The sequence below is a fragment of the Acinetobacter yuyunsongii genome, assembly GCF_041021915.1.
Lineage (GTDB): Bacteria > Pseudomonadota > Gammaproteobacteria > Pseudomonadales > Moraxellaceae > Acinetobacter.
In genome coordinates this window covers 778,332-803,200 of the sequence record NZ_CP157435.1, presented here as the reverse complement: position 1 = coordinate 803,200, position 24,869 = coordinate 778,332, and the positions used below count along the sequence as shown (strand labels likewise).

Here is a 24,869-nt window from a genome sequence, read left to right as displayed (position 1 = left end):
CAACTGAATGTTTTAGCATGAGTAAGAGGAAAATAGTGTTGAGATTTGATAGTCTCAACACTGATTATTTTTAGATTAAACATTATTTATTTTGTGCGGTAAAAACTCACATTTCTAAACTCTTTGGATTCATCCAAGTCAGGCCAAGTCGTTGCACTGCGTTCATCAATTTTCATATATTGAGGATGGCTAAAGTTTTTAACTCGGCTATCGGCAACCCAAACTTCAGGTGCGAACTTAAGAAATTCATCCAAGAAGAAACGATTACATTGGTCATACAGGACATCCGCAGCGAGCAATACATCCACTTGCTCGGCTTTATATAAATCATCCAAATATTCAAGTTCAACATCATTCAACAAAGCATTTTCACGACATGACGCAAGACTTACTGGATCAATATCACAACAGATCACACGCTTCGCACCTGCCATTTTTGCAGCAATTGCAACTACGCCCGAACCTGCACCAAAATCCAAGACCACTTTATCTTTAACATGATGTGGCTCAGCGAGTAACCACTGTGCCATCGCTAAACCAGATGCCCAACAGAAAATCCAATACGGTGTCTCATTCCAAATACGACGAATCACCTCATCATCCAAACGATCCGTTGGAAAAACTGGTGGAATCAACCATAACGATATAGGTGTTTCAGGAAGCTGCTGTGCTAGTAGATCCGTATTAGGGATGACTTCATGTAATGCTTGAAGTAAATATTCAGGGGCTTTCTCAAATTGAAATGTACAACTCATATATCTTTAATTCTAAAAAACCCCTCTTATCGAGGGGCTATTAATCTTTAAACTAATGCTTTTTCAGCAGCTTCAACAGTTTGACGAATCAAAGTCGTAATCGTCATTGGCCCCACACCACCTGGAACTGGTGTATAAGCAGAAGCAATCTCTTCAATTCCCACTAATTGAATATCACCGACACCACCGCCATCACGCGGGTGGAAACCTGCATCTACAACAACTGCACCTTGCTTGATCCAGTCTTTTTGAATCAACTCAGCTTTACCCACCGCACCGACAATGATATCTGCTTGTTTTACCAATTCAGCTAAGTTTTGAGTACGTGAGTGGCAAATAGTTACTGTCGCATTCGCCTGTAATAACATCATTGCCATTGGTTTGCCTAAAATCGCTGAGCGACCGACCACAACTGCATGTTTACCCGCGATCTCGATCTTGTTTTCTTGCAAGATTGTCATAATACCCGCAGGTGTCGCAGAACCATAGGCTGCTTCACCCATAGCCATACGGCCAAAACCTAGACAAGTCACGCCATCCACATCTTTAGCTAATGAAATAGCATCAAAACATGCTCTTTCATCAATTTGTTCAGGCACTGGATGCTGCAACAAAATACCATGCACATCAGGATTAGCATTTAATTTTTCAATCTCAGCCAATAATTGCTCTGTTGTGGTTTCTTTTGGAAGCTCAACTTTAAGTGAATCCATACCGACACGGCGGCAAGCGTTGCCTTTCATACGCACATACGTTGCCGATGCACCATCATCACCAACCAAAATTGTTGCCAAAATTGGGGTACGTCCCGTTTTTGCTTTTAATGCTTCTACACGAACCAACAAATCAGCTTCGATTTGTGTTGCCAACGCACGACCGTCTAAAACCAATGCCACAGCGCATCTCCAAAGTGGGTATGAATCAATTGCGTAAATAATACATGATAATTTGACCAATATTCTTTTAGATGTTGTTTTTATGTGCATATTCACGGCAAACACTATTGTTTTTTTTCTAAAGGTTGCTAATATGTGCATCACCAAATGATGGCGGGGTGGCAGAATGGTCATGCAGCGGACTGCAACTCCGTGTACGCCGGTTCGATTCCGACCCCCGCCTCCAAATTTGGTTTTAAAGCCCGAGTGGTGAAATCGGTAGACACAGGGGATTTAAAATCCCCCGCCCACAAAGCGTGCCAGTTCGAGTCTGGCCTCGGGCACCATTTTTCAGCAAATGAAATTTGGTGCTAAAAATTCCAGCTTAATGCTGGTTTTTTTATGTCTGAAATTTAAGAATAAAAAAGCCAAACATTAACGTTTGGCTCGATGTATCAATCGTTTACGCAACTTGCTGCCCTGCTTTCACTGGCAACAAATTCTTATCAAAACTGAGCTGATATCGTCTGGCTGTATCAATGCTATATTCAGATTTTTTGATTGAATCCACATAAACCCACTGTGACTGTACCTGAGTTTCATCAAACTGAACCATGAGATAACCTCGTTGGTTTAAGTTGCAATAGTTCAGCTCATCAATCAAGGTGGTAAATGCAAATTCAAACTGCTGTAACCGAGCCAATGGAATATTTAAATATTTTTCCAGACCTGGTGAAGAAACTGAACTGGTTGCCAATTCCACACCTACAAATGCACCATCTTTACTATATAAATTAGAAGACCATGCATTATGGGTATCCCCTGCCAACACCACAACTTTTTTATTTAATTGTGCCAAAGTGCCGTATAAAATTTCACGCTCAACAAAATAACCATCCCATGCATCTAAGTTATAAGGTGCAACGGTGAGGATACGAGCTTTTTCCTGACTGGTTAAGCTCGGATCACCTTGCTTTAAACGCATTTTTAAGGTGACTAGCTCAGTAATTTGCGTATTCATTTTATTTAAGGTGTCGGCAGTTGGATTGCCTGAAGTTATTTCTGCCAATGAAAGCAACAATTCGGCTGGAACCAGCATTTTTGTCATTAAAATCTGCTGTCCCAGTACATTCCATGTGGCTGTCGATTGCTGTAGTTTTCCAAGCAGCCAGTCCCGTTGTGTATATCCCATCAAGGTACGTGCTGGATTGGTTAAATCTGCCTGAAACTTTGCAATGTTCAGACCTGTCGCTGTCATATAATTGGCATAATTTAGTTGCTCATCACGGGCAATAATCCGTGTATCCAGCATGGTCAGTTGCACCAGATTGCCAAAATCAAACTGGCGATAAATTCTGGTGTGTTGTTCATCTACAGGACGAATTGGCATCCATTCAAAATATGCCTGTAAAGCTGCCAATTTACGATCAAGGAAAGACCCTTCATTTGATTGATGATTCTCTGCCCCCTCTCGCCATGTGTCATTGGCCAACTCATGATCATCCCAGATCACAATAAATGGATGACGATGATGCAATGCCTGCAAGTCCTTATCTTTACGATATAAGGCATAGCGTTTGCGATAGTCATCCAGTTTAATAATTTCTTTGTTGTTGTCAGCCGCCAGTGTTCTTCCTAATTTGACTGCCTCTTCTGTAGCGTAACCATCCGCACCATATTCATAAATATAATCGCCTAGATGAATCACGACATCTACATTCTGTTTTGCCATTTCCCGATAGACATAGAAATAACCTGCTGGATAATTAGAACACGAGCACACAGCAAAACTAACCTTTGATGTACTGGTCGGCAAGGTTTTAGTCTGACCTACTGGCGAAATTTTATCACCGAAAACAAAACGATAAAAATAGCTTTGATTTGGTTTTAATCCAATTGCATCTACCTTTACAGTAAAGTCCTGTGCAGCAGCGGTAGTGACTTTATCGGTTTTAATAATTTGCTTGAATTGCTGATCTAACGCAATTTCCCAAGTGACTTGCAACCGTGCACTGCTATCACTTGGTGTTAAGCGTGTCCACAAAATCACGCGATCCTGTAGTGGATCACCGCTGGCAACGCCATGTTCAAAATTAACTTGTAATGTCGCTGTTTCTTGATCTGAACTGTCATTACATCCTGTAAATCCCGCAGATAAAGACAATGCCCCAAATCCGAATAAACTTTTTTGAATGAGTTCCCGTCGTGAAATTTTTGCTGTCATTTGGATAGCTACCTTAATTTTATTACTTTAAATAATTAAAACTAAGTTGCTTAAATGAAAGTTTGATCTCAGTTTGATGAAATAATCATGAAAATTATATGACAATGCTTAATTTTTATCTGATAAACACATGAATTGATTGAAAAGAAAGCAATTAATACTTTTTACTCTTGCCAAGTTTTAAAGTCTCCTCTATTATTGCCCACATGCCCGAGTGGTGAAATCGGTAGACACAGGGGATTTAAAATCCCCCGCCCACAAAGCGTGCCAGTTCGAGTCTGGCCTCGGGCACCATTTTTCAACTAATGAACTATGGTGCAAATAAAAATCCAGCGTAAGCTGGTTTTTTTATGTCTAAAATTTAAGACAAGCATAAAAAAATGCCTTAATTAAAATTAAGGCATTTATACTTCTCAATCGAATAAATTTTATTCAACCCTAATAATCTTACCATTTTCATCATGATGCAGCGTGGTTACTTTTTGTTGGCGACCAGCTTGAATTTCTTGTTCAGGCAACTCAAAATAACGTGCATAATCAGGTAGTGCTTTTTCAATTGCATGTTTTTTATGTACGCATTTTGAAGGTAAAAGCCCCCATAATAATAATGCTACCGCACACATGAAAAGTGCTGTAATTCCGTGCTCAAGACCTTGACTGAATGCAGCCATTAAACGTTGTGCAAGATGCGTTTTTTGCAGTTCAATTAACACCCAAACCAAAATAAATGGTCGCCATAATAGCAGCCAACCTGCCCACATCATTGCTGTTGTGGTCGTAGAAAAATAACGCTTATGCCATGGGAGTTGGCGACGTACATCGATAATCAAACTATTTGCTTTCATTTCTAGTCTCAGCAAAATGAATCTTGCGACTCAACGAATTCCACGATCTGGGCTAATCCAACGGGCGCGTTTTTCATCACCACGCAACAGTACCTTTGGAAAGGCGACGATTGTAGCAGTAATCGTAATTAACCAAAACACAAATGGGTACCAAATCATCCAATAATAATTTTTCCCTAGGCTTGGCTCATAACGACTATCCATCCATTTGCTTAAAGCAAACTGAATTAAACAGGTCGCACCTAATAAAATTCCACTACCGTATGGTAAAAATGGTGAACTAACGATAGCAAGGGCTGGGATTGTAAATACAAAATGTAACAACCACATGACAGCCATAATCAACATCAAATATGACCATACTAATGTTAAGCAAAGCTCCAACATTAAAGGCCAGAGAAAATTAAGTTTTGGTTTAAAGAATACATCAATATTCTTAATCAGAACTTGTGCCCCACCCATCGCCCAACGCAAACGTTGCTTCCATAAACCATTAAAAGTCTCTGGCATCAAAATCCAAACCAAAGCATTTGGTTCAAAACGAACATCCCAACCTGCGCGTTGTAATTTCCAAGTGATATCAATATCTTCAGTCAACATATTTGGAGACCAATAATCAACTTGATGTACGGCACTTTTACGGAACGCTGTAATCACACCTGAGACTGTGAATAAACGGCCAAAAGTACGTTGTGCACGTTTAATCATGCCAACAATTGAAGAAAACTCACCGACCTGTATACGTCCCAATAAAGTTGAACGTGTACGAATACGTGGATTACCTGTGACTGCTGCAACTGTTGAGTCTTCTAGAAAATGACGCATCATCCATTTAGCAGCATGAGGATCTAGTAAGGCATCACCATCAATACCAATCAAGAACTCAGCATCAGTCATTAAACTGCCTGCTTGTAGTCCCATCGCTTTACCTTGGTTTTGAGCAAGATGTACCACACGTAATTTTTCATGCTGCATCGCGAGACGATCCAGCACTTCGCCCGTGTTATCAGAACTACCATCATTAATCGCAATCACTTCAAAGTTTGGATAATCTAATTGCAAAGCATGACTAATGGTTTCTTCTGCGTTATCCCCCTCGTTAAAACAAGGAACGAGTACAGCAACTTTAGGATATTCAGGCAAAGTTGCTGGCTGCTGATATGGAGGATCTTGGCGCTCTTTCCAATAAAAAATAATTGCCCCAACCATCCATAAATACGACATAAATAATGGATAATAGAAAACAAACTTAATGGCATAAGCCCATAATAAAGCAATTATACTCATCGACACATTACTCCGTTATGGTACTAATTGTGATGATTTTAAAGCAAATGCCTTACGCATCGTTTCCACATCTGGGTGTTCTTTAATCGGATCGTCTGGATAATATGCAATGTGCATCGCACCTTGTTGGTAAAGTGACTTAATTGTTGCTGCCATTTCTTCAGAAGGAATCTTCTGATCATTACGCCAGTTAATGGCTTGTAACTCCATCACTGTCTTTTTAATCCCGTTTGGATATTGTTTCACCCGATTCATAATATCCGTATAAAATTTTTCGGGATGATCCGATTGCTCCATATACGGCATTGCCATTATTGCAGTGAAATCATAACGTCTTAATGACTCTTCTAAAGACTGTGCATACCAATTTTCGGCGTACGGGTTAAGGGCAACTTGCGCATACAAATTACGTGCAGTCATCAAATAAGGCTGATATTGACGCACCTCACCTGCGAGCTCCATTGCAAAATCATCTAGGGTACGCGTTTTATAAGCAGTCCATTTCTGTAACTTGTCGTCATTATTTCGTATTTTAGCCAGATCCGTTGGCAAACCTTGTTTCGCATAGGCTGCTAGTGCTTGAGGGCTTGCATCTTCATAATCAGATAATGTCACATCATCATGAAATAACAGGCCATCAAATGGCGTTGATTTTGCAAGATCTTGATAAATCTCTTTAATGGTTTGTCTTGCTTTTGGTGAATATGGGCTTAAGCGGATATACCCCATATTCAAATGCTCGCCTGCTTTTGCTTGTTGCGTGACAACTAAATCCTTTGACACTGGGTCTGATTTAGGTAATTCCCATGCAAGTAAAGGCATCCAAGCATACAAACGCTGTACTGGCGTACGTGTTTGAATTTGCCAAGCTACTCGGTTAAATAAATCCGCACGCATTGGAATATGACGATTTGGGAAATACACCATATCAGCAGAACCATTTGCATCAGGATCAGAAAATGCTTGTAAATAAACAGTCTTGACTCCCATTGCATTGATACGATCTAACAGATTACCTAAATTGCGTTCCTGTTGTTGTGGGTCTGGATCATAGATATAATCTAAATCCACATGCATGATCTTTTGCGGACGATTATTATCATTCAAATTCAGTTCGCGGTTCTTAATTTCTTGTGCCAAGGCATTGGTTGACATATTTCCTTGAATTAAAATACGCCCCATATTTTGGATCGATTGTTTGGCATGATCAGCGCCATCATCCAAAGTAATGGTAATCGGCATACCCAATTGTTTAGAAATTTGAACTAATTGCATATTGTAGCGACCATAAGGCCAGACCATGACACGTGGTGAACGTAAACCATGTGCCTGCAATAATTCATTATTTTTCTTTAAATCTTGATAAACACGTGCTTGATAATTTGCATCGCTTTCATAGGTTTTCGTATTTGAATCATAGATTCGAGTAATCGCTGCTGGTTCTGAATTACCTTGAGGGTTTGCGTTTACTCCTCGATGCAAATGATAGCTATGACTTGCGATCTCAACTAAGCCACTATTTTGCATTTCTTTGAGTTCATTCCAACTCAAAATTTTATTGCGCGTAATCTCTTCCCCACCAAAGTCTACTTTCTGATTAGCTTTTGGCTCTAACCAAGAACCGACAACTGCTAATACAACTGGAATTTTTTTCGCACGCACAATTGGATAAGCATTTTGATAAAAAGACTGATAACCATCATCTACTGTCAATAACACAGGTTTAGTGGGTAAAGTATATTTGCCCTGATGTGCTTTAATCAGTTGATCGACATTGATAAAGTGATAGCCATTATTTTGTAACCAATCGATATGCTCGCTGAATTGTTGTGCTGTTACTGCATAACTTGGGATGAGTGCATCTTTATGGTCGGTAATTTCATGATAACCAATGACGGTTAACGTTGTCGCATCAATTTTGGAATTTTCTGCAAAAGTTGCTGTATTCGCAACTAAACCAATCATTAGACCTAAAAATGTTTTTAAGGTCGGAGACACTAAACGTGTTGTCATAGAGATATCTTCTCAATATTCGAAAATGGCTGAGCGCGAATCATGCATGAATCATCTTACAATTTGTGGACAAATAAGATTTTTAGCGAGTCAGCTGGGAGCAAGGATTGTATTTATAATTTTAAAAACTGAAAATAATCTTAAAAAAATATTTTATAAATTTTATCGCAATATACATCAATATTTTAGCAATATGTAATTAGGTTCCTAACACGATACGTATTAAGAACCTAGTGAGCTAAATATGAAAGCTTAATATTGAATGAGCTGAAAATTTGGATGCTCAGAAAGTTGTTGTAAATAATAACGTTCTTTTTGATAAAAATATTTATATAAGCGATTTACCCATTCACCACGGCGGAATGTCTGAATCTTTTTATTCACGCCATCATATTGTAGCAAGAGGACATTCCCTTCTAATGGAGATAATAAGGTAATCTGATAGTCAGGATGTGAATGCTGATGTGAAGGACTCAGCTCTCGTATAATCTCGACCTTGTTCTCTCCATCCATCCAATAATGTTTATCAATCAATGCTTTTTCATTGACCCAAAAACCATTTTCAGCGCCATTATAAGTATTAATCAAGAAAAAATTATGTAATTCTTTTAATAGCTCAGAAGCGGTAATATCCAAATAATCATTCATAGCTGCCTCACTCACTCAATTTTTGGTGCTCGTTAACACAAGCATAGATTTTTTATAATTTACCTCGCCATGTTTATGAATCTACTGATCATGGATGGCAACATTAAAAGCAATTTTTCTAAAAGGTAAATTAACATCACATTTTTTTGTAAAAACTTTGATTCAAAATGCATTGCTCTTTGTTTAAAAGATATACAGAACCTTCTATAGAATCAATAATTTTAAGCAGATTGTTAAAAACAGAAGACTGAAATAAAAATGTTTAAAATCAATACATTGAGATTAAATAATTTTGTTGATTTGTATTGTTTTTGTACTTTTTTTTGCAAAGCATGAATGAAGCAATCAAATCAATGCCATCATGCTTTGCATCATTGAGACTAGATCACTCGTCGCGAGTTTTAACATCAAATAATTCAATTTCAAAAATCAGATTTGAATTTGCTGGAATAATTTTTCCCATTTTGCGTTCGCCATAAGCTAAATGTGCAGGTACGATTAATTTACGCTTCCCACCAACGCGCATTCCCATGATGCCTTGATCCCAACCTTTGATTACTCGCCCTGTACCAATCACCGTCTCAAAATAATTCCCGCGATCAATTGAAGAATCGAACTGAGTACCATCTTCCAACCACCCTGTATAGTGTGTTGTGATTAAAGCACCTTTAACAGCTTCTTTACCTTCACCTACTTTTAAATCAATAATTTGTAATTCAGCGCTCATTTTTTTCTCCCAACCTGATTTATTGCAATTGTAACCATTGAATATCGACTTGACTGTTATCGCTTAACAAAGTCCACTCTCCATCCATAATATTAAGCTGTAATTGCATCGTGCGTTCACATAAGCCTTCAAGTGCCTGTGTAGTCTGAGATGCTAATTGCCAAACTTCCACATTACTCAAAGTCTTAATCTTGGTATTTTTTTGCCACCAATCAGCAGCTTGTGAGCCATAGGTAATCACAGCCACTTTTTTACAACGAGCACTGGCTTTTTTCACTTTATCTTCAGATGGACAACCGACTTCAATCCAGTTTTCTAAAAGCCCTGTTAAATCTTTTTGCCATAACGCAGGCTCATCCGTTTCAAACAAATCTTTAGTGAATTCTAATCGTTCATCGGCATAACGGGCGTAAGCAAGAATACGAACCATCAAACGTTCAATAGTCTCTGACGGATGTAAGGCAAGTGTTAGCTGATAATCTGCATAGATATGCTGATCCATATTGGCAATATTCAGATCTGCCTTATATATTGTTGCTTTTAGCGCCATAAAAAATACTCTTAAATACGGTGTACTCAAATTTGGCGCTAAGCATACTCTATTTTATTACAGAAAATATCGGCTTTCATCATTTTGAGCATCAGTTAGATCAAGGCGACAATTTAATAATTGTGTTTCAAACCCCAACCAATCTTGTTCGGATTGGCAAATAATTTCAATTCGATTATCAATACTCTCTTCAGCAGACTTATAGTTAAATTGTTGAGGATTAAAGTTAAAACTTTTCCAACCTTGATCCGTATTAAATATCCCTTTGATACGGACCCAATTTTGTTGCGTACACAACAAATCTAACAGTTCAAAAAATTTAAATTGCCAGCGTTTAGGCAATTTCCAACCTGCAACGGTATAACCTTGGGCCGTTTCTACATAATGATATGGAAGTTGTTTTATTTCTAACGGAGACTCAATAGCCTGTTTTTGTTGTAACTTGAGTAAAGGTTGGATCTTACGTTGTACAGGTTGTTGCACAATATCAATCTGAGACAATTCAATTTTGCCACACTCAACTTCAATCCAATGCTGGACATAAGTATCATATTCTTGTTTTAAAGCCGCATAGGCTTGATGATCTGCTACTGACATACAATCAATATGCGAGAGGACTACGATTTGGGCAGATTTCAGTTGATCGGTATATAAGTTCTGTTTAACCCAATCTTCATCATGTAGACGACTCCCATCTACAACAATCATCAAAGCACGCATTGCTAAACTACTTTGCCAATGTGGCTCCGTCAGTTGTTCCAATAATTGTGCAGGATGACCTAAACCCGTTGGTTCGATAAATAAACGATCAGGTTTACTTTCACTGAGTAAGCGAGCTAGTGCAATTTGCATAGGAAGTTGACTGCTACAACACAAGCATCCACCAAGTAGTTCTTTGACAGCATAGCCTTGTTGTTGGGTAATCAGTTGTTGATCAACACCTATTTGCCCAAACTCATTCATTAGAACAGCCCAAACTTCGTTTTCAGGCTTTTGAGTTAATAAATGCTGCAATAGCGTTGTTTTACCTGCACCTAAAAAACCAGAAATAATGTGAGTAGGAACAATTTTGGGAGCAATAAACTTCACGATTTACTCGCATTAAAAATTTATTTCATTCTAAAGAGAAAAATATGCGAAATAAAATAAAGAATGAAATTTATGAAACAATTCAATTAAAAATAAAAATAAAGTGAATTAAATCACAAAATTAATCTAAAAAACTATTAAAAACTAAGATATAAATGTTTTATCCAATTATTAAACTATTTGCAAAAGAAAGCTCTTGTTTAAAACACGTAAAATCACAGATTATTTTTTAATCAAAAATACATATTTATATACATTTTATTGATAGGTTCAGGCATATAACTTTACAAGCGCATCACAAAACCACGTTTTATGATGCGCTATTGTTAAGTTTGACGTAAAAGATTGTTAAGAATATTGCTGTAAAAAACTTAGGCACTTAGCATAAACCTCATGCAGAAATTCAAGATTTGTTCTCATTTATCTCTCGAATTGAAGCTGTAATTTTTTAATTAAGTTTAAATATGGATGCCAAACATGAAACTCATTAAGACTTTAATTGCGACAACATTTGCTTTAACAGCGGCAACAACATTTGCGGCTTCGGCTCATGACAAATCATATAGTACCAAAACCACTGAAGAGAAAGTCGTGGTATCAACTCAGGAGCAACCTGAAACTTCAAATCCAGCTACGACAGACACCACAGCAAGTGATGCAGCAACAACAGCTGCTCCAGCGGCTAGTAAATAATTTGATCTTCAGGTTCCTCCAGACCCTTTAGAACAACATTTGTAATGATCTGACTCATCTTTACAAATAAAAAAAGATCGAACCATGCTGCGGTTCGATCTTTTTTTAGATCACTAGGAATGTGATGAATAAATCAACACTGGCTAGTTTTTTTGAAAATACTGCAAGAAGGTTGCTGTACTTCTTGTAAACGTAGATCCTTACGCTGTTCTGCAGCTTCGAAACGACAACGCTTCCAATCCGTATCTAATTTTAATGTCGGAACAACTTTAGGTTTACGCTCCTCATCCACAGCAACCATGGTGAAATAGCAGGTATTGGTATGTCTGATTGTACGCTTTTGAATATTTTGTGCTTCTACACGAATGCCGACTTCCATAGAAGTACGTCCTACATGATTAACACTCGCTAAAAATGTGACTAATTCACCAACGTAAATTGGCTCTTTAAAATTAACTTTATCAACAGACAATGTCACAACATAACTGCCTGAATAACGGCTTGCACAAGCATAAGCAACTTGGTCAAGCAGTTTTAAAATTGCTCCACCATGAACATTACCTGAAAAGTTTGCCATATCAGGTGTCATTAAAACTGACATTGTAAGCTCTGACTGATCATCAGGTGCTTGGTTCAATTGATCTAATGGATACATAGGAGAACTCATAGGAGAATACAACATGTGTATTATCGTTCATTCCTCAACGTAAAAATACGTATAAATGTATAAAACATCATCAACTATTTTTATGATAGATCGAAACATTATTTCAGCAGGATTACATATAGACCCTTTTTATTAGATTTTATCTAAAATTAACAATGTGTTATTAACCAGATAAATACTCATCATACAAAATTTTATATCTAATAATTTAATTTAAATTTGTAGCTTGAATGAGTCCCATCACGCCATTAACGATCATATCGACAGCAATTGTACCGATCAGTAAAGCAGATAAACGCCCCATAATGTCAAAGTAACGATCAATATACTTCGCATGCTTGTAGCGTAAATGATCGTGTCCGTATTTCATCGCGATAAGAATACTGCAAGTTAACGCCAATGTGAGGGCAATCACAGCAATTGCTCCTCCAAATGGAACACTCACTCCTGTGACAACCGCAGCACTAATTGTTCCTAGTCCGATCATAAAAGGCATAGCAATCGTACCTGCTAAGTGCTCAGGAGCACCACGCATTTCACCGATTGTTTCTGCACCCTGAAACACATAACGATAACCAATGACAAGAAAAATTAGTCCACCAAATATTTGGAAAGATTCAAATCTTACATTTAGGTAGCGACTAAAAATATTCTCACCGCCCCATGCAAATAATGCAAAAACAGCAAAAGCAATTAAGCTCCCTTGAATCAATGCTTTATTAAATACTTTTACATCGGTATTCCGAATCATCCCGACCATGTAGACACTCATCAGGAACGGATTCAATAATGAAAAAAACAATGCAAATGCATGGATATAGGGTGAAAACATAAAACTCCCGTTATTACGATTAATACCTAAACTTTGTTCTACTTAAAGTAACTGAGAATAGAATTTCAAAACGATTCCAACTGATTAATCAAACAAAGAATGCATATGCTGCGATTCAACACTTAAAAAACAGTATCATCGCTTGAACCCACGTATCTTAAATTAGTTAATTTTAAAAAAACTCATAAGTGATACAGGCAAAAAGTGCGATCAAATAAACAGCGAAAAATTGATAAATAGTTTTTATGAACCGTAAAATCATAAAAACTAACCAGTTTGAATATGTTCGCATATTCATATTTCTTTAAATTTGTAGCGCTGTATATAACTAGTATTGAAAATGTAAAATAAGGATTTAATCAGTATATGAACTGTCTGATCAGCGTATTCTGGATCAGCAAATACAGGCACACGTACGAGCACTTGCGTCATTCCTACATGCCAATCAGCTTTCACATTTGCGTTATCGTGAAGGCAGTATCAGCTATCTGGATGTGATTGATTCGGACTGGAATCTTGCAGCAAGAGCAACTCGCTGCACAGCTTCATGGCAGTCGAATGATTGCTAGCGTAGATCTTATTCGGGCTTTGGGTGTTGGTTGGCATGAACCTAAGCTGCCGAGTCATATGCTATTGTTTTAATGAAGAGATTTAAATGTATATTGCTTTTTTGAAGTTGCAATTTAACTAAACGTTAAAAAGCCAATTCTTAAAGATATGCTATTAATTTATGATTTCAATTAGATTGGTTTTTAACCACAAACCTCAAAGCCTGTAAATTTAGATTTAAATTTTCAATATTTATGCTATGATGCTCGTTCATATATGGGGGTGTTATTGGCTTCGACGCTGGTGATGAAGCTCATAGATGCATGCCGAGAGCGCATTTTCTCTCGTAAATAAAATTTGCATTTTAATAGTCGCAAACGACGAAACTTACGCTCTAGCTGCCTAAGGGCAGCTTGTCCGCTTCACTGAATACTTGTGGTCAGTGAACCCGACCGAAGCGCACGCACACAAGTCCGTATAAAGTCAAGCCTCGGGGCTTTATACCAAACTTAGAGGATCGCGCCTTGTACCCTGTTCGTCGGGTCGCTTGGTGTTAAAACAATAGACGATATCTAAGCATGTAGTATTCTCGAGTGTAGTGCTGGCGGACGCGGGTTCAACTCCCGCCACCTCCACCAAATATCTAAATTTGTATGCTGTCAAATGATGCTATACAAAATAAAAAAGGCTTAAACTGTAATGGTTTAAGCCTTTTTCTTACCTAAGTATAACTAACTATAATGTACTTACACAATGTACACTGTCTTGTACATTCCAATATTTAATGAACTCATTGGTGTACAAGTGGAAATTAAAATTTTAAAAAAGTTATTAAAGGGGTTAGGAGAAAATGGTTTTAGTAGAAAATATAAACTAATAAAAGCCCTCAACTTTGGTGGGAATTCTCATTCCTATAAAGCTTATAGCTATACTTTAAAAAAAGAAGTTTTTATCAAATTTCTTTTATTACCTAGACATGAAATCGAAATTTTAAAATTTAGAAATGAAATAGCAATTCATAGACTTATTGCACGTCAAGGGTATGTATATGATGAAAATGCTGTTATTGAACTTTATGATGCTAAGTTATTTAAAAATCATTTGGGTGGTTATCTAGTTCTGGAATGGCTAGATGGACAATCACTGGAAGAGGTAATTGAAACTTATGCTAATAAAACTATTGAGGAAAAAGTTCAACTGTTTCATAGGGTAACGAATGCACTAATACCATTAAGTAACTGGCTAGTTCATAGAGATTTACATCCATCAAATATTATGGTGTTAGATAACTCTTTTGAATATAAAGATTTATCTACTAAACCATTCAATACAGGAATTAAGGTTGTTGATTTTGGAGAAAGCTACTCATCATACGTTACAACAGTCAGTGATCTAGAAATAGAAGACTTAATAAAATTACAAACAAGTAATATGAGAAGATTAACTACTTCACTTTATGCTACCCCGCCAGAATATCTTAGACACTACAGGGAAAATCAAAATCATATATTTGATAAATCATGGAATTATGATTCATGGGCCTTAGGTTTAATAGGATTTAAAATTTTTTTTAATGAAAATGTATTCGAATTTGAAGATATTAAGGATTATGTACATGAAGTGCATAGAAATCATTTTCAAATGGATATTGGCGATAAAATTGCAAGTAAATTCTATGATTTACAACATAGGCAATCCAAAGTATTAGAATATATTTTTCATTACTTATTGAGAGTCAATCCAACTCAACGTACTGGTGATGGTGATGTTGGCCTAATTTTATCTTTAATAAATTTTAAGGGATATGAACTACGTCAAGATCTAGATGCAACGGAGTATCTTTCATTTATTAGGGATGGTTATTATTATTTGGATAGAAAAGGTATGACACGTTTAGAGGATATGCTAGAAAATGATGGATAATTTTTCAGAATTTAAATTTTATAGAGCATTTGGAAGCCCTATTTCAAATGGAATACATGAAAATCTATTTATTGATGGAACACGTAAACCAACGCATATGCCTCTAGATGTTCATCATATTATTGATGACTGGTTTATGAGTAAATTTAATATAAAACCAAGATCAAGTACAGTTTTTGTAGGTACACAGCTAAAAAGTGTTGAGTCATATGCACAATCGAAAGGTGCTGTGATAAAACGCATCTGCTTTCCAATAGGCTCTAAATACATTTACAGTTCAAAAATTCACGATTTATATAGCGATTATAAATTACTAATCATGTCGGATGGTTACGCTGATACTCGTAATATTATTCCTCTATTAGAAGAGTCAAATTATCAAATAACAAATCATCCAGAATTAATACCTCCTGATTTTCTTGGCGAAATTATGGTTTATTGCAATAGTTTTTATTTAGAGGATTTATGAAAAGAACAGATATAAAATACCATCTCCTTTCTGACATCGTACTTACTAATCTTGAACCTGAATTAAAAGAATATCGGGAACTGGACGAAATAAACATTCATATCAGATTGAAATAAAAAAACTCGGATGAATCAATCCGAGTTTTTTAAAGAAAATTTAATGATCTATCAAAATTAATGTGGCGCAGGTCCACCCGTAATTGCTTTAGGTTTTGGACTCATCCAAATTAATGCACTCGCAAAAATAAATACAATAGCCAAAATCATAAACACATGATTAGCCGAAATCGTAATCGCTTCTTTATCAACTAAATTTGCAATCGTGGCGAGTGTTGCATCAGGTGAAAAACCATTTTGCAATAAGGTATTTTGAACTTCTTGTGGGTGCAAATTATTCACCATTTCACTACGTGCATACTTGGTATGGTCATCCCAAATTGTCACCGCTATCGATGCGCCAATCGCTCCTGCCATAGTTCTCAGGAAGTTCATCAGACCTGCGGCAGATGCCATTTCTTGAGGTAAAACAGAACCCATTGCAATATTTGACAGTGGAATAAAGAAAAATGGCACTGCAAAACCTTGCAAGATTTGTGGCCATGCTAACGACATAAAGTCTGCATCTGTAACCCAAAAAGCTCGCATGACCGTAACCACACCCAACAATGCTAGTCCAAAACTAGCCAATGCCCGTGGATCATATTTAGTTGATAACTTGGCAACAATTGGCGACATCGTCAAACTACCAAAACCCATAGTTGCAGTCAGATACCCTGCCCACGTGGCGGTATAACCCAAGTTAATTTGTAGCCATTGAGGAATAAGGACAATACTGCCAAAGAACGAACCAAAACCAAAAGCGAGTGCAAGCACAGAAACTGCAAAACCACGGTGTCGGAACACATACAGGTTAACCACAGGATGCTTTTCTGTGAGTTCCCAAATCATGAAAACAATAAAACCTACAACTGCTGTCAATGCCAAAATAATAATACTGGTACTATTAAACCAATCTCGCTCATGCCCAAGGTCTAGCATCAATTGTAAAGCACCAATCCAAAGGACTAACAAACCTAAACCAACTGCATCAATTCGTAATTTCTCAGTTTTAGTTTCTGCTACAGACAGCAAGCGGATGGCTGCCAATACACAGAAAATTCCAACAGGGATATTAATAAAGAAAATCCAATGCCAAGACAGATTATCGCTAATCAGTCCGCCCAAAATCGGCCCCAGAATTGGTCCAACCACGGTAGTCATGGCCCACATTCCCATGGCTTGTGAGTGTTTTTCAGGTGGGAAAATTCGCATCAACAAGGTTTGACTCAGTGGCATTAACGGGCCACCGCAAAGCCCTTGTCCAATACGGAAAAAAACCAGCATTTCCAGTGAGGTCGCCAAACCACATAGGAATGAAAAGATGGTGAAACCAATTAACCCAAAGACAAAAACTCTGACTGTGCCAAAACGTCCAGCTAGCCAACCTGTAAGTGGAACACAGATGGCTTCAGCAACGGCGTAAGAGGTAATCACCCACGTTCCTTGTGAACTAGAAACAGCTAAGTTCCCTGTAATATGGGGGACTGAAACGTTGGCAATGGTGGTATCAAGCACCACCATAAAGTTGGAAAGTGCAATAACAAATGCGGCGAGCATTAACCGCCCACCGCTAAGTTCTGCAAAAGGATTCTGCGTTTTCATGGCTGATTACTTCGATGCGAGATCAATGTCCGCTTGCATCGACAACCCTACACGCAATGGATGTTCTGCAAGTTCTTTGGGATCAAGCGTAATACGTACAGGTAAACGCTGTACTACTTTAATCCAGTTTCCTGTCGCATTCTGTGCTGGAATCAAGGCAAATGCGGCACCTGTCCCACCAGAGAAGCCCTGAACTGTCCCGTGATAAACCACATCATCGCCATACAGGTCTGAACGAAGCGTTACTTTCTGCCCTGCTTTCACTTTAGCAAGCTGACTTTCTTTATAGTTTGCGTCGACATAGAGCGCAGATACAGGCACCACTGACATCATCACAGTACCAGGTGCAACACGTTGTCCAATTTGAATATTCTTGCGTGTCACCACACCATCAACAGGCGCACGAATAACGGTACGCTCTAAATCAAGCGTTGCTTGCTCAACATGGGCTTTTGCAACCAAAACATCAGGCGTGGATGCCTCGTTGAAGCCTTGAATCAATGCTTCATTTGCAGCAAGTGTACTTTCTGCGGCTTTACGGCTTGAGGTTGCTTGGGCTAAGCCCGCTTGAGCTAAATCTAAGCTTGCTTGTGCCGTCGATACTGCACTTTGCGCTTTGCTCAATTCCTCTTTAGAAATCGCTCCTGAAGCAGCAAGTTCATTACGACGCTTTAATTCTAAGTTCGCTTTATCAAAATCTGCTTGTGCTTTACTTACTTGTGCTTGTGCACTATTAATTTCATCATTGCGAACCACAACTTGAGAATTCAATGAGCTACTATTCGCTTGGCTTTGCTTGTATTGACGTTGCGCTTTTGCCAACTCAGCTTGTGCTTGTGCCAACTGGATTTTGGCATCACGCTCATCTACACGAACGAGAACATCACCCTTTTTAACTTGTTGGGTATCTTTCACCAAAACTTCAGCGACTTGTCCACTCACCATTGAGGTGATTTGTGCCGTTTCCGCACCAACATAAGCATTATCGGTACTGACAGCATGATTAAAGAACAACGCCCAAATAGCATACAAAATTGCTGCAAGGATAAGAATAAGTGCGAAAAATCCTAAAAACTTTTTACGTTTTGCTTTCATTGCATCATCTGATGCCGAATCAGCAGCAATATCTTGTTGATTAGCTTGGGCGTCAGTCATATGTTATTCCTGAAAATTAAAGGGATTTTTAACTTTTGGTTTAATCAGCAGATCAGTTTAATTTTGAAAACTTAACCGAATGTTAAAACAAAAGATCAAAATACAAACAAAAATTTAAATCGCATTTTAACGATAAAAAATCATATGACGAGAATAAAAAAAATAACTGATGCGTTCAATTCTTATATTTTGATAATTATTTTACTTCATTTTCATTTAAACAATAAAAAAGCGTCAAAAGACGCTTTCATATCAAACACTATACTTAAAAGGCGTAAGAAGCGATTGCTGTTGCAATTGGCTTAGCTTCATCATTGAGCATGGTCATACGCATGGTACAGCCTTTGCGTCCTAAGCGTAATGTTTCCGCACGCGCAGTAAAAAACTGACCACGACCCGGAGCAAGATAATCAACACGCATATCTACAGTTGCTAAACGCGATACTTTCTTAATCGTGTCAGGTAAATCTTCAGGGGTTGCACGGCGATAAAGTTGTTCCATTGCAACCACGCCACCAATACTATCCAGTAATGTCGCAGCAACACCACCATGCAAAATTTGGAAGGCTACATTACCGACCAAGTCAGGCTGCATCTCGATATAACCTTCAATTTGATCATCAACAACGCGCATGCTCATGCCACAATGCTTAAAAAATGGTGAAGAATTAAATGCTTTACAAAGCTGCTTTAATACCACGTCATGATCGGCTTTAGCACCTAACTGAATATTGCCTGTCCAGTTTTTCTTTACATCATTCATACGCTGTCTAAATCCAAAGGAACGATAAAGATCCCATTATTTTGTACAAATCTAAAATTATGGGGCTACAATAGCGAGGATATTTAATTGAACTTAGCCGCTAAGCTCTCCCTAGCATGACTTAAATATTTCAATTATTCCTATAGTGTAATACTGAACATCGAGATTGTTATGACTTATACGTTCAATCGTCCCGCTTTTCCCGCGACTCGCATGCGCCGTATCCGTAAAAATGACCAACTTCGTGCCATGGTCAGTGAAACACAACTCACACCTAATCATTTGATTTATCCAGTATTTGTATTACCAGGACAACAACAAACTCAAGATATTCCAACCATGCCAAATGTGCAGCGTCTATCTGCTGATTTATTACTCAAAAAAGCAGAAATTTTGCTCGAACTCGGTGTTTCAAAGCTTGCTTTATTTCCAGTAACCCCACAAGAAGACAAAAGTTTAACGGCGGAAGCTGCATGGCATGAAGATGGTTTGGTTCAAACCACTTGCCGCTTACTGAAAAAAGAATTACCAGAAATGGTATTGATTACCGATGGCGCACTTGATCCTTATACCACTCATGGTCAAGACGGTATTATTGATGAAACTGGCTATGTTTTAAATGACGAAACGGTAGAATGCCTAGTCAAACAAGCCCTCAGCCATGCACAAGCGGGTGCTGATGTCGTTGCACCAAGTGACATGATGGATGGACGTATTGGTGCGATTCGTCAAGCACTTGAACAAAATGGTTTTATCTATACCAATATCATGGCGTATTCAGCAAAATATGCCTCAAGCTTCTATGGCCCTTTCCGTGATGCAGTGGGTTCAGCAAGTAATTTAAAAGGTGCAAATAAATATAACTACCAGATGGATGTCGGCAATCGTGCCGAGGCATTGCATGAAATCGCACTTGATATTCAGGAAGGTGCAGATATGGTGATTGTAAAACCGGGTATGCCTTATCTAGATGTCGTCCGTGAAGTGAAAGATACTTTTGGTGTGCCGACTTTTGTCTACCAAGTCAGCGGTGAATACGCCATGCTTGCAGCGGCGATTCAAAATGGTTGGTTATCTGAAAGCGTGATTTTAGAGTCATTGATGTGCTGTCGTCGTGCGGGTGCAGATGGTATTTGGACCTATTTTGCCGAAGATGCTGCACGTAAACTCAAAGAGATGAGATAGCAATCTCCCTTGCTGAGCTAAAACACTCCTCACCTCTTTAATATCAAAGAGGTGAATTTTGAAATTGGTTTAATTTTTTATGCATATTGCCATTATTGGTGCGGGTATTAGCGGCTTGATGTCAGCGTTAGAACTTGCTGAACAAGGTTGCTCTGTTGATATTTTTGATCAACAACAAGCAGGTCAGGCTGCCTCATGGGCAGGCGGTGGAATTCTTTCCCCAATGTACCCGTGGCGTTATGCACCAGAAGTTAATCATCTTGCTCAATACGGTAAATCGCTGTATCAAATGTGGAATGAAAAACTGCTGCCTATCACGGAGATTGATTTTCAAATCCACAATACAGGCATGCTGATTTTCGATCAGGAAGACTTTGATGTAGGACTGAATTACGCCAATCAATATCAAGAACCCATGCAACAGTGCAATTTGTTAGAACGCAAACAACTTGAACAAATTAATCCGCATATTTCAGAAAAATTTCAACAAGCCATCCATTTTCCGCAACTGTCGAATGTACGTAATCCTCGTTTATTACAATCGCTGATTAGCTATCTTAAACAGCATCCCTCAGTTCACTTTTTTGAACATTGCCCCATTGAAAAACTGATCATTCAAAATAAAAAAGTACAAGGTGTACACACCGAAGATGGCAGAAACTTTAGTGCAGATCATGTCGTGATTACATCAGGTGCCTGGAGTCAGTACTGGGCTGAACAGCTACAACGAAAAATCCCTGTACACCCTGTACAAGGCCAAATGTTGCTATTTAAAACGCCTGAAAATTGGTTGCCTACCATGTGTATGAATCGGGTGATGTACCTGATTCCACGTCAGGATGGTCATATTGTCTGTGGTTCGAGTATGGCAGATTGTGGCTTTAGCACCGCAGTGGATGAGCAAACACAGCAGGATATTTTAACGGCGTGTCTGGAAATGGTGCCTGAGCTGGAACAGTTCCCGATTGTGCAACGCTGGGCTGGGTTACGTCCAAGTTCGCCACACGGTATTCCCTACATCGGTGCCATGCCTGAAATTGGAAACCTGTGGGCCAATTTTGGGCATTTCCGTAATGGGCTGTGTATGGGTGCGGGATCGGCACGTTTATTACGCCAGTTAATGCTGGGGCAAGAAACCCTTGTTGATCCAGTGGCCTATTCTCCAGAACGCTTAAAAAAACACGATTTAATCTCTTCCTAGAATTTCAGTTAAGGCTGATTTCAGGTCGGAATACTGAAACTGGAAACCCTGATCCAGCAATGCTTTGGGTTTGACATACTGACCATTTAGAATCAACTGGGATTGTTCCCCCAAAGCCAGTTCAAAGACACATTTAGGCATTGTAATAAAAGGTTTACGTTTCAAAACTCGTGCGGCAACATCAGCAAAACCTTGTTGATTAATTTGTTCCGGAGCAACTAAATTGTAAACTTTTTGATCATCCTGTAATTGAAGTAAAAAAATAATTGCTCTTAAAACATCTTGAATATGAATCCAAACAACAGGTTGTTTGCCTGAGCCAATTTTAGCAATCATATTCAATCGAATGGGTAACAACATTTGCGGCAAGATTCCGCCATCACCAAAAACCACCCCTAAGCGAATAATTTTAGTATTTTGTTGAGTAAATTTAAGCGCTGTTTGTTCCCAAGCCTGACAAAGCTTTGACATAAAGATTGCTTGTGGCGGTGTATTTTCGTCACAGATCGCCGTCCACATTTCTTGAGGATCAATCCCGTAATAGCCAATAGCTGAGCCAGAAATAATACATTGGGGGAAGATGCTTTTTTGCTGTAACCACTGATAAAGTTTCTCCGTCATGGCGACTCGGCTTTGTATCAGTTGTTTTTTTCTTTGATCAGTCCAGCGTTTTTGACCAATATTTTCACCAGCCAAATTGATCACATAGTCAATTTCAATGACTTTAATTTCATCTAAATCATTCACCCATGTTAAATCTGAATCATAAGAGGCTTTATTTTTTTGTCGTGTCAGTGCAATCACTTGAAAATTATTTTTCAATAGAAAAGGTAAAAGATGAGAACCAATAAACCCACTTGCACCTGTCACCAATACCGTCATTTTTTTCATGGACTGATCTATCAAAAATGAATCGTATTAAAACTTTTAGCAGAATACAGGTGAATTACAAGTGAACTTTATTACCCGTTAAACATATTATTTGCCATTCGTTGTGCTTGTGCGCCATAAAACCAATACGTAATTAAAAATAACGGTGCTGCGATCATCAACCAAATTGCAACAACAGTAATTAAAAACATAGGTTGCTTGAAATATAAAATAAAATTTTGCCAAATTTCTGGATCTTTACGTGCAAAAATAAACAATCCTAAGAGTAAACCACATGCATTGTAACCCCAAAAAATGAGGCTAAATCCAAGGCTTAATCGTTTCTTTTCCGAGAGGGTTGGTGCACGATGTTGTTTTTTTAGAAATTTGAATAAAACAAAAATCATTGCAATTAGATAAGGAATGGCTGTAAGCACTCCTCTAATGCTATTAGGTAAAATTGCAGCGATGACTCCAGCGATTAGGCTAGAAATCAAGCACACAATAAAAAACCAAAGGTAGTACAAACGCAATGAAATCATGTAAATAAACCAAATCTAATCTACTTCAAAAATAATTATAAATTTTTTTCACTTTTTTTTCATTTTTATGTCAACCAATCCACACCTAGCAGCGTTATATAGGGTACAAGGTCGCAGCAACCGAATGTTCATTGCACGGCATCCGCAATATTTTTCGGTGACCTTTCATTATGACTCTCCATCTTTAACAATGGCTTTGTTAGCAGCCAAAGCCGTTGAAAAAGATTTTGACCGACGATTTATCATCACTCGAATCGTCGGTTTTTATTTTTTATAATGCTCAAAAATAAAAAATCAGAATATAAACCATGTCATATCTATTGAAATTCAATTTTCAAGTTCACAATGCGATGTACATCTGTGTTCAGTTAAGACGATTAGCAAAATAGAAAATCTTTCTATTGAATATTATCCTATTAAAACAAAAGTGTTCACGACAGCATATTGCAATGCCCGATGCCATACCATCCATTGGGTGCTGTAACTGTTGTTATTGGCAAAGCTATTTCCTGAATTTAGATCATCACGTCTTTGTTCGATATGAAATTGATGAGAATGCAAAATGACAATGCTATACTAAAATTTCATAAAATTAAGCAAGTTAAGCACTATAAAAATGAAATGTCCAAACTGTCAGGTTGACGTTGTAAATGAAAATATCAATATCCAAACGGATATGGGGAAATGCCAAGTTTGCAATCATATTTTTCGTATTTCTGAAAATTTTGATACGCCATCATATGCATTTGATATCAATCAACCCCCAAGCGGTACTTGGTATAAAAATAATATGCAAGAAATTAAACTAGGCGCAACACTGAGAAGCCCGATTGCTTTCTTTCTAGTGCCTTTTATGTTGATTTGGTCTGGTGGTTCGCTAGGCGGAATCTATGGAACTCAAATCGCAAAACAGCAATTTAGCCTTTTACAAAGTCTATTTGGTATCCCATTTCTGATTGGAACCATCATTTTTGGTTCGCTTACACTGATGATGCTATTTGGTAAAATTGAGCTCACAATTAATCAACAAGGTGGACGTGTATTTACGGGAATTGGCAGAATAGGAAAATCAAAATATTTTAATTGGAATGACGTTAGTCGAATTAGAGAAAACCGCTCAACTAACTCATCCAATAAACAACAAGCCCAAATTGTCATTGAGGCAAATCAGCCTATCACATTTGGTCTTGGACTCGCTCCAGAAAGACACCACTACTTATTTCATGCATTGAAAAAAATACAATCCCAATATAAGCCTGAAAGAAGGAAAATCTAAACAACTCCGTCGATAAGCAAAATAAACTTCA

General features: G+C 37.9%; 23 protein-coding genes, 3 tRNA genes, 1 other RNA gene and 1 pseudogene. 11 read left to right on the top strand and 17 right to left on the bottom strand.

Annotated elements, in window-relative coordinates; translation table 11 throughout:
* Positions 1-86: 86 nt before the first annotated feature.
* Both ABLB98_RS03890 and folD read right to left on the bottom strand, forming a co-directional pair.
* Positions 87-755, bottom strand: coding sequence for a methyltransferase (locus ABLB98_RS03890; RefSeq protein ID WP_249571601.1), 669 nt, complete (start codon positions 753-755; stop codon positions 87-89).
* Between the two features lie 47 nt (positions 756-802).
* Entirely contained in the window at positions 803-1,651 is an 849-nt protein-coding gene (gene folD, locus ABLB98_RS03885) for a bifunctional methylenetetrahydrofolate dehydrogenase/methenyltetrahydrofolate cyclohydrolase FolD (protein ID WP_208727764.1), read from the bottom strand.
* A gap of 152 nt (positions 1,652-1,803) precedes the next feature.
* Between folD and ABLB98_RS03880 the strand changes: the two genes are divergently transcribed.
* Positions 1,804-1,877: transfer RNA gene (locus tag ABLB98_RS03880), tRNA-Cys, on the top strand.
* Between the two features lie 14 nt (positions 1,878-1,891).
* A tRNA-Leu gene (locus tag ABLB98_RS03875) sits at positions 1,892-1,977 on the top strand.
* 116 nt (positions 1,978-2,093) lie between these two features.
* Here ABLB98_RS03875 and ABLB98_RS03870 read toward each other — a convergent pair.
* Positions 2,094-3,854, bottom strand: coding sequence for an alkaline phosphatase D family protein (locus ABLB98_RS03870; protein WP_348883180.1), 1,761 nt, complete (start codon positions 3,852-3,854; stop codon positions 2,094-2,096).
* Positions 3,855-4,062: 208 nt separating this feature from the next.
* On the opposite strand from ABLB98_RS03870, the gene ABLB98_RS03865 reads away from it, so the two are divergent.
* Positions 4,063-4,148, top strand: a tRNA-Leu gene (locus tag ABLB98_RS03865).
* 134 nt (positions 4,149-4,282) lie between these two features.
* Here the strand turns inward: ABLB98_RS03865 and pgaD are convergent.
* The 7 genes from pgaD to ABLB98_RS03830 form a co-directional block, all read right to left on the bottom strand.
* Positions 4,283-4,699 carry a poly-beta-1,6-N-acetyl-D-glucosamine biosynthesis protein PgaD gene (gene pgaD, locus ABLB98_RS03860; protein ID WP_249571286.1) on the bottom strand — a complete coding sequence of 139 codons (417 nt, stop codon included), beginning with the start codon at positions 4,697-4,699 and terminating at the stop codon, positions 4,283-4,285.
* A 30-nt stretch (positions 4,700-4,729) separates the two neighbouring features.
* Positions 4,730-5,986 carry a poly-beta-1,6-N-acetyl-D-glucosamine synthase gene (gene pgaC / locus ABLB98_RS03855; protein ID WP_005158135.1) on the bottom strand — a complete coding sequence of 419 codons (1,257 nt, stop codon included), beginning with the start codon at positions 5,984-5,986 and terminating at the stop codon, positions 4,730-4,732.
* Positions 5,987-6,001: 15 nt separating this feature from the next.
* Complete coding sequence (gene pgaB, locus ABLB98_RS03850) at positions 6,002-7,999, bottom strand: poly-beta-1,6-N-acetyl-D-glucosamine N-deacetylase PgaB (protein WP_348883178.1); 1,998 nt, start codon at positions 7,997-7,999, stop codon at positions 6,002-6,004.
* Between the two features lie 252 nt (positions 8,000-8,251).
* Positions 8,252-8,647 (bottom strand): hypothetical protein, encoded by a 396-nt coding sequence (locus ABLB98_RS03845; protein WP_249571284.1) that lies wholly within the window; start codon positions 8,645-8,647, stop codon positions 8,252-8,254.
* A gap of 385 nt (positions 8,648-9,032) precedes the next feature.
* Positions 9,033-9,374: an FKBP-type peptidyl-prolyl cis-trans isomerase gene (locus ABLB98_RS03840; RefSeq protein ID WP_005158141.1), complete on the bottom strand. Its 342-nt coding sequence runs from the start codon at positions 9,372-9,374 to the stop codon at positions 9,033-9,035.
* A 19-nt stretch (positions 9,375-9,393) separates the two neighbouring features.
* The gene (locus tag ABLB98_RS03835) at positions 9,394-9,924 is read right to left on the bottom strand and encodes a YaeQ family protein (RefSeq protein WP_348883177.1); all 531 of its coding nucleotides are present in this window, start codon (positions 9,922-9,924) and stop codon (positions 9,394-9,396) included.
* A gap of 57 nt (positions 9,925-9,981) precedes the next feature.
* Positions 9,982-11,013, bottom strand: a complete 1,032-nt coding sequence (locus tag ABLB98_RS03830; RefSeq protein ID WP_348883176.1) for a GTP-binding protein — start codon at positions 11,011-11,013, stop codon at positions 9,982-9,984.
* A 477-nt stretch (positions 11,014-11,490) separates the two neighbouring features.
* Between ABLB98_RS03830 and ABLB98_RS03825 the strand changes: the two genes are divergently transcribed.
* A complete protein-coding gene (locus tag ABLB98_RS03825) occupies positions 11,491-11,706 on the top strand; it encodes a hypothetical protein (protein ID WP_348883175.1) in 216 nt (71 codons plus the stop codon).
* Between the two features lie 133 nt (positions 11,707-11,839).
* Here the strand turns inward: ABLB98_RS03825 and ABLB98_RS03820 are convergent, their stop codons facing one another.
* Positions 11,840-12,361, bottom strand: a complete 522-nt coding sequence (locus ABLB98_RS03820; protein ID WP_005158145.1) for an acyl-CoA thioesterase — start codon at positions 12,359-12,361, stop codon at positions 11,840-11,842.
* Between the two features lie 220 nt (positions 12,362-12,581).
* A complete protein-coding gene (locus tag ABLB98_RS03815) occupies positions 12,582-13,205 on the bottom strand; it encodes a MarC family protein (RefSeq protein WP_348883174.1) in 624 nt (207 codons plus the stop codon).
* A 371-nt stretch (positions 13,206-13,576) separates the two neighbouring features.
* Here ABLB98_RS03815 and ABLB98_RS03810 point away from each other — a divergent pair.
* The 4 genes and pseudogenes from ABLB98_RS03810 to ABLB98_RS03795 all read left to right on the top strand — a co-directional run.
* A pseudogene (locus ABLB98_RS03810) lies at positions 13,577-13,847 on the top strand (hypothetical protein); the annotation flags it as partial.
* A gap of 185 nt (positions 13,848-14,032) precedes the next feature.
* Positions 14,033-14,392: a transfer-messenger RNA gene (ssrA, locus tag ABLB98_RS03805) on the top strand.
* A gap of 166 nt (positions 14,393-14,558) precedes the next feature.
* The gene (locus ABLB98_RS03800; RefSeq protein ID WP_256414740.1) at positions 14,559-15,677 is read left to right on the top strand and encodes a protein kinase; all 1,119 of its coding nucleotides are present in this window, start codon (positions 14,559-14,561) and stop codon (positions 15,675-15,677) included.
* Positions 15,667-16,146: a hypothetical protein gene (locus ABLB98_RS03795; protein ID WP_348883173.1), complete on the top strand. Its 480-nt coding sequence runs from the start codon at positions 15,667-15,669 to the stop codon at positions 16,144-16,146. Before ABLB98_RS03800 ends, ABLB98_RS03795 begins: the two co-directional genes overlap by 11 nt.
* A 173-nt stretch (positions 16,147-16,319) precedes the next feature.
* Here ABLB98_RS03795 and ABLB98_RS03790 read toward each other — a convergent pair whose 3' ends face one another.
* The 3 genes from ABLB98_RS03790 to ABLB98_RS03780 all read right to left on the bottom strand — a co-directional run bounded on the left by ABLB98_RS03790 (position 16,320) and on the right by ABLB98_RS03780 (position 19,764).
* Positions 16,320-17,846: a DHA2 family efflux MFS transporter permease subunit gene (locus ABLB98_RS03790; protein WP_348883172.1), complete on the bottom strand. Its 1,527-nt coding sequence runs from the start codon at positions 17,844-17,846 to the stop codon at positions 16,320-16,322.
* Between the two features lie 6 nt (positions 17,847-17,852).
* Complete coding sequence (locus ABLB98_RS03785) at positions 17,853-19,001, bottom strand: HlyD family efflux transporter periplasmic adaptor subunit (protein ID WP_348883171.1); 1,149 nt, start codon at positions 18,999-19,001, stop codon at positions 17,853-17,855.
* A 265-nt stretch (positions 19,002-19,266) separates the two neighbouring features.
* Entirely contained in the window at positions 19,267-19,764 is a 498-nt protein-coding gene (locus ABLB98_RS03780; protein WP_087544948.1) for a thioesterase family protein, read from the bottom strand.
* A 171-nt stretch (positions 19,765-19,935) separates the two neighbouring features.
* Here ABLB98_RS03780 and hemB point away from each other — a divergent pair, with 171 nt between their 5' ends.
* Together hemB and thiO are read left to right on the top strand one after the other, a co-directional pair.
* Positions 19,936-20,949, top strand: a complete 1,014-nt coding sequence (gene hemB / locus ABLB98_RS03775; RefSeq protein WP_348883170.1) for a porphobilinogen synthase — start codon at positions 19,936-19,938, stop codon at positions 20,947-20,949.
* A 79-nt stretch (positions 20,950-21,028) separates the two neighbouring features.
* Positions 21,029-22,150 carry a glycine oxidase ThiO gene (gene thiO / locus ABLB98_RS03770; protein WP_348883169.1) on the top strand — a complete coding sequence of 374 codons (1,122 nt, stop codon included), beginning with the start codon at positions 21,029-21,031 and terminating at the stop codon, positions 22,148-22,150.
* On the opposite strand, the gene ABLB98_RS03765 is transcribed toward thiO, so the two are convergent.
* Complete coding sequence (locus tag ABLB98_RS03765; RefSeq protein ID WP_348883167.1) at positions 22,136-23,041, bottom strand: TIGR01777 family oxidoreductase; 906 nt, start codon at positions 23,039-23,041, stop codon at positions 22,136-22,138. The two genes, thiO and ABLB98_RS03765, sit on opposite strands and share 15 nt — an antisense overlap.
* Before the next feature lie 71 nt (positions 23,042-23,112).
* Entirely contained in the window at positions 23,113-23,562 is a 450-nt protein-coding gene (locus ABLB98_RS03760) for an ABZJ_00895 family protein (RefSeq protein ID WP_348883166.1), read from the bottom strand.
* 616 nt (positions 23,563-24,178) lie between these two features.
* Here ABLB98_RS03760 and ABLB98_RS03755 point away from each other — a divergent pair.
* Positions 24,179-24,838 carry a hypothetical protein gene (locus tag ABLB98_RS03755; RefSeq protein WP_348883164.1) on the top strand — a complete coding sequence of 220 codons (660 nt, stop codon included), beginning with the start codon at positions 24,179-24,181 and terminating at the stop codon, positions 24,836-24,838.
* Positions 24,839-24,869 lie beyond the last annotated feature (31 nt).

Bases quoted from the DNA above. Each gene is read 5' to 3' on its own strand.
- ABLB98_RS03890 (WP_249571601.1), bottom strand. From the start codon at position 755: ATGAGTTGTACATTTCAATTTGAGAAAGCCCCTGAATATTTACTTCAA.
- ABLB98_RS03870 (WP_348883180.1), bottom strand. From the start codon at position 3,854: ATGACAGCAAAAATTTCACGACGGGAACTCATTCAAAAAAGTTTATTC.
- pgaD (WP_249571286.1), bottom strand. From the start codon at position 4,699: ATGAAAGCAAATAGTTTGATTATCGATGTACGTCGCCAACTCCCATGG.
- pgaC (WP_005158135.1), bottom strand. From the start codon at position 5,986: ATGAGTATAATTGCTTTATTATGGGCTTATGCCATTAAGTTTGTTTTC.
- pgaB (WP_348883178.1), bottom strand. From the start codon at position 7,999: ATGACAACACGTTTAGTGTCTCCGACCTTAAAAACATTTTTAGGTCTA.
- ABLB98_RS03845 (WP_249571284.1), bottom strand. From the start codon at position 8,647: ATGAATGATTATTTGGATATTACCGCTTCTGAGCTATTAAAAGAATTA.
- ABLB98_RS03840 (WP_005158141.1), bottom strand. From the start codon at position 9,374: ATGAGCGCTGAATTACAAATTATTGATTTAAAAGTAGGTGAAGGTAAA.
- ABLB98_RS03835 (WP_348883177.1), bottom strand. From the start codon at position 9,924: ATGGCGCTAAAAGCAACAATATATAAGGCAGATCTGAATATTGCCAAT.
- ABLB98_RS03825 (WP_348883175.1), top strand. From the start codon at position 11,491: ATGAAACTCATTAAGACTTTAATTGCGACAACATTTGCTTTAACAGCG.
- ABLB98_RS03820 (WP_005158145.1), bottom strand. From the start codon at position 12,361: ATGTATCCATTAGATCAATTGAACCAAGCACCTGATGATCAGTCAGAG.
- ABLB98_RS03815 (WP_348883174.1), bottom strand. From the start codon at position 13,205: ATGTTTTCACCCTATATCCATGCATTTGCATTGTTTTTTTCATTATTG.
- ABLB98_RS03795 (WP_348883173.1), top strand. From the start codon at position 15,667: ATGATGGATAATTTTTCAGAATTTAAATTTTATAGAGCATTTGGAAGC.
- ABLB98_RS03790 (WP_348883172.1), bottom strand. From the start codon at position 17,846: ATGAAAACGCAGAATCCTTTTGCAGAACTTAGCGGTGGGCGGTTAATG.
- ABLB98_RS03785 (WP_348883171.1), bottom strand. From the start codon at position 19,001: ATGACTGACGCCCAAGCTAATCAACAAGATATTGCTGCTGATTCGGCA.
- ABLB98_RS03780 (WP_087544948.1), bottom strand. From the start codon at position 19,764: ATGAATGATGTAAAGAAAAACTGGACAGGCAATATTCAGTTAGGTGCT.
- hemB (WP_348883170.1), top strand. From the start codon at position 19,936: ATGACTTATACGTTCAATCGTCCCGCTTTTCCCGCGACTCGCATGCGC.
- thiO (WP_348883169.1), top strand. From the start codon at position 21,029: ATGCATATTGCCATTATTGGTGCGGGTATTAGCGGCTTGATGTCAGCG.
- ABLB98_RS03765 (WP_348883167.1), bottom strand. From the start codon at position 23,041: ATGAAAAAAATGACGGTATTGGTGACAGGTGCAAGTGGGTTTATTGGT.
- ABLB98_RS03760 (WP_348883166.1), bottom strand. From the start codon at position 23,562: ATGATTTCATTGCGTTTGTACTACCTTTGGTTTTTTATTGTGTGCTTG.
- ABLB98_RS03755 (WP_348883164.1), top strand. From the start codon at position 24,179: ATGAAATGTCCAAACTGTCAGGTTGACGTTGTAAATGAAAATATCAAT.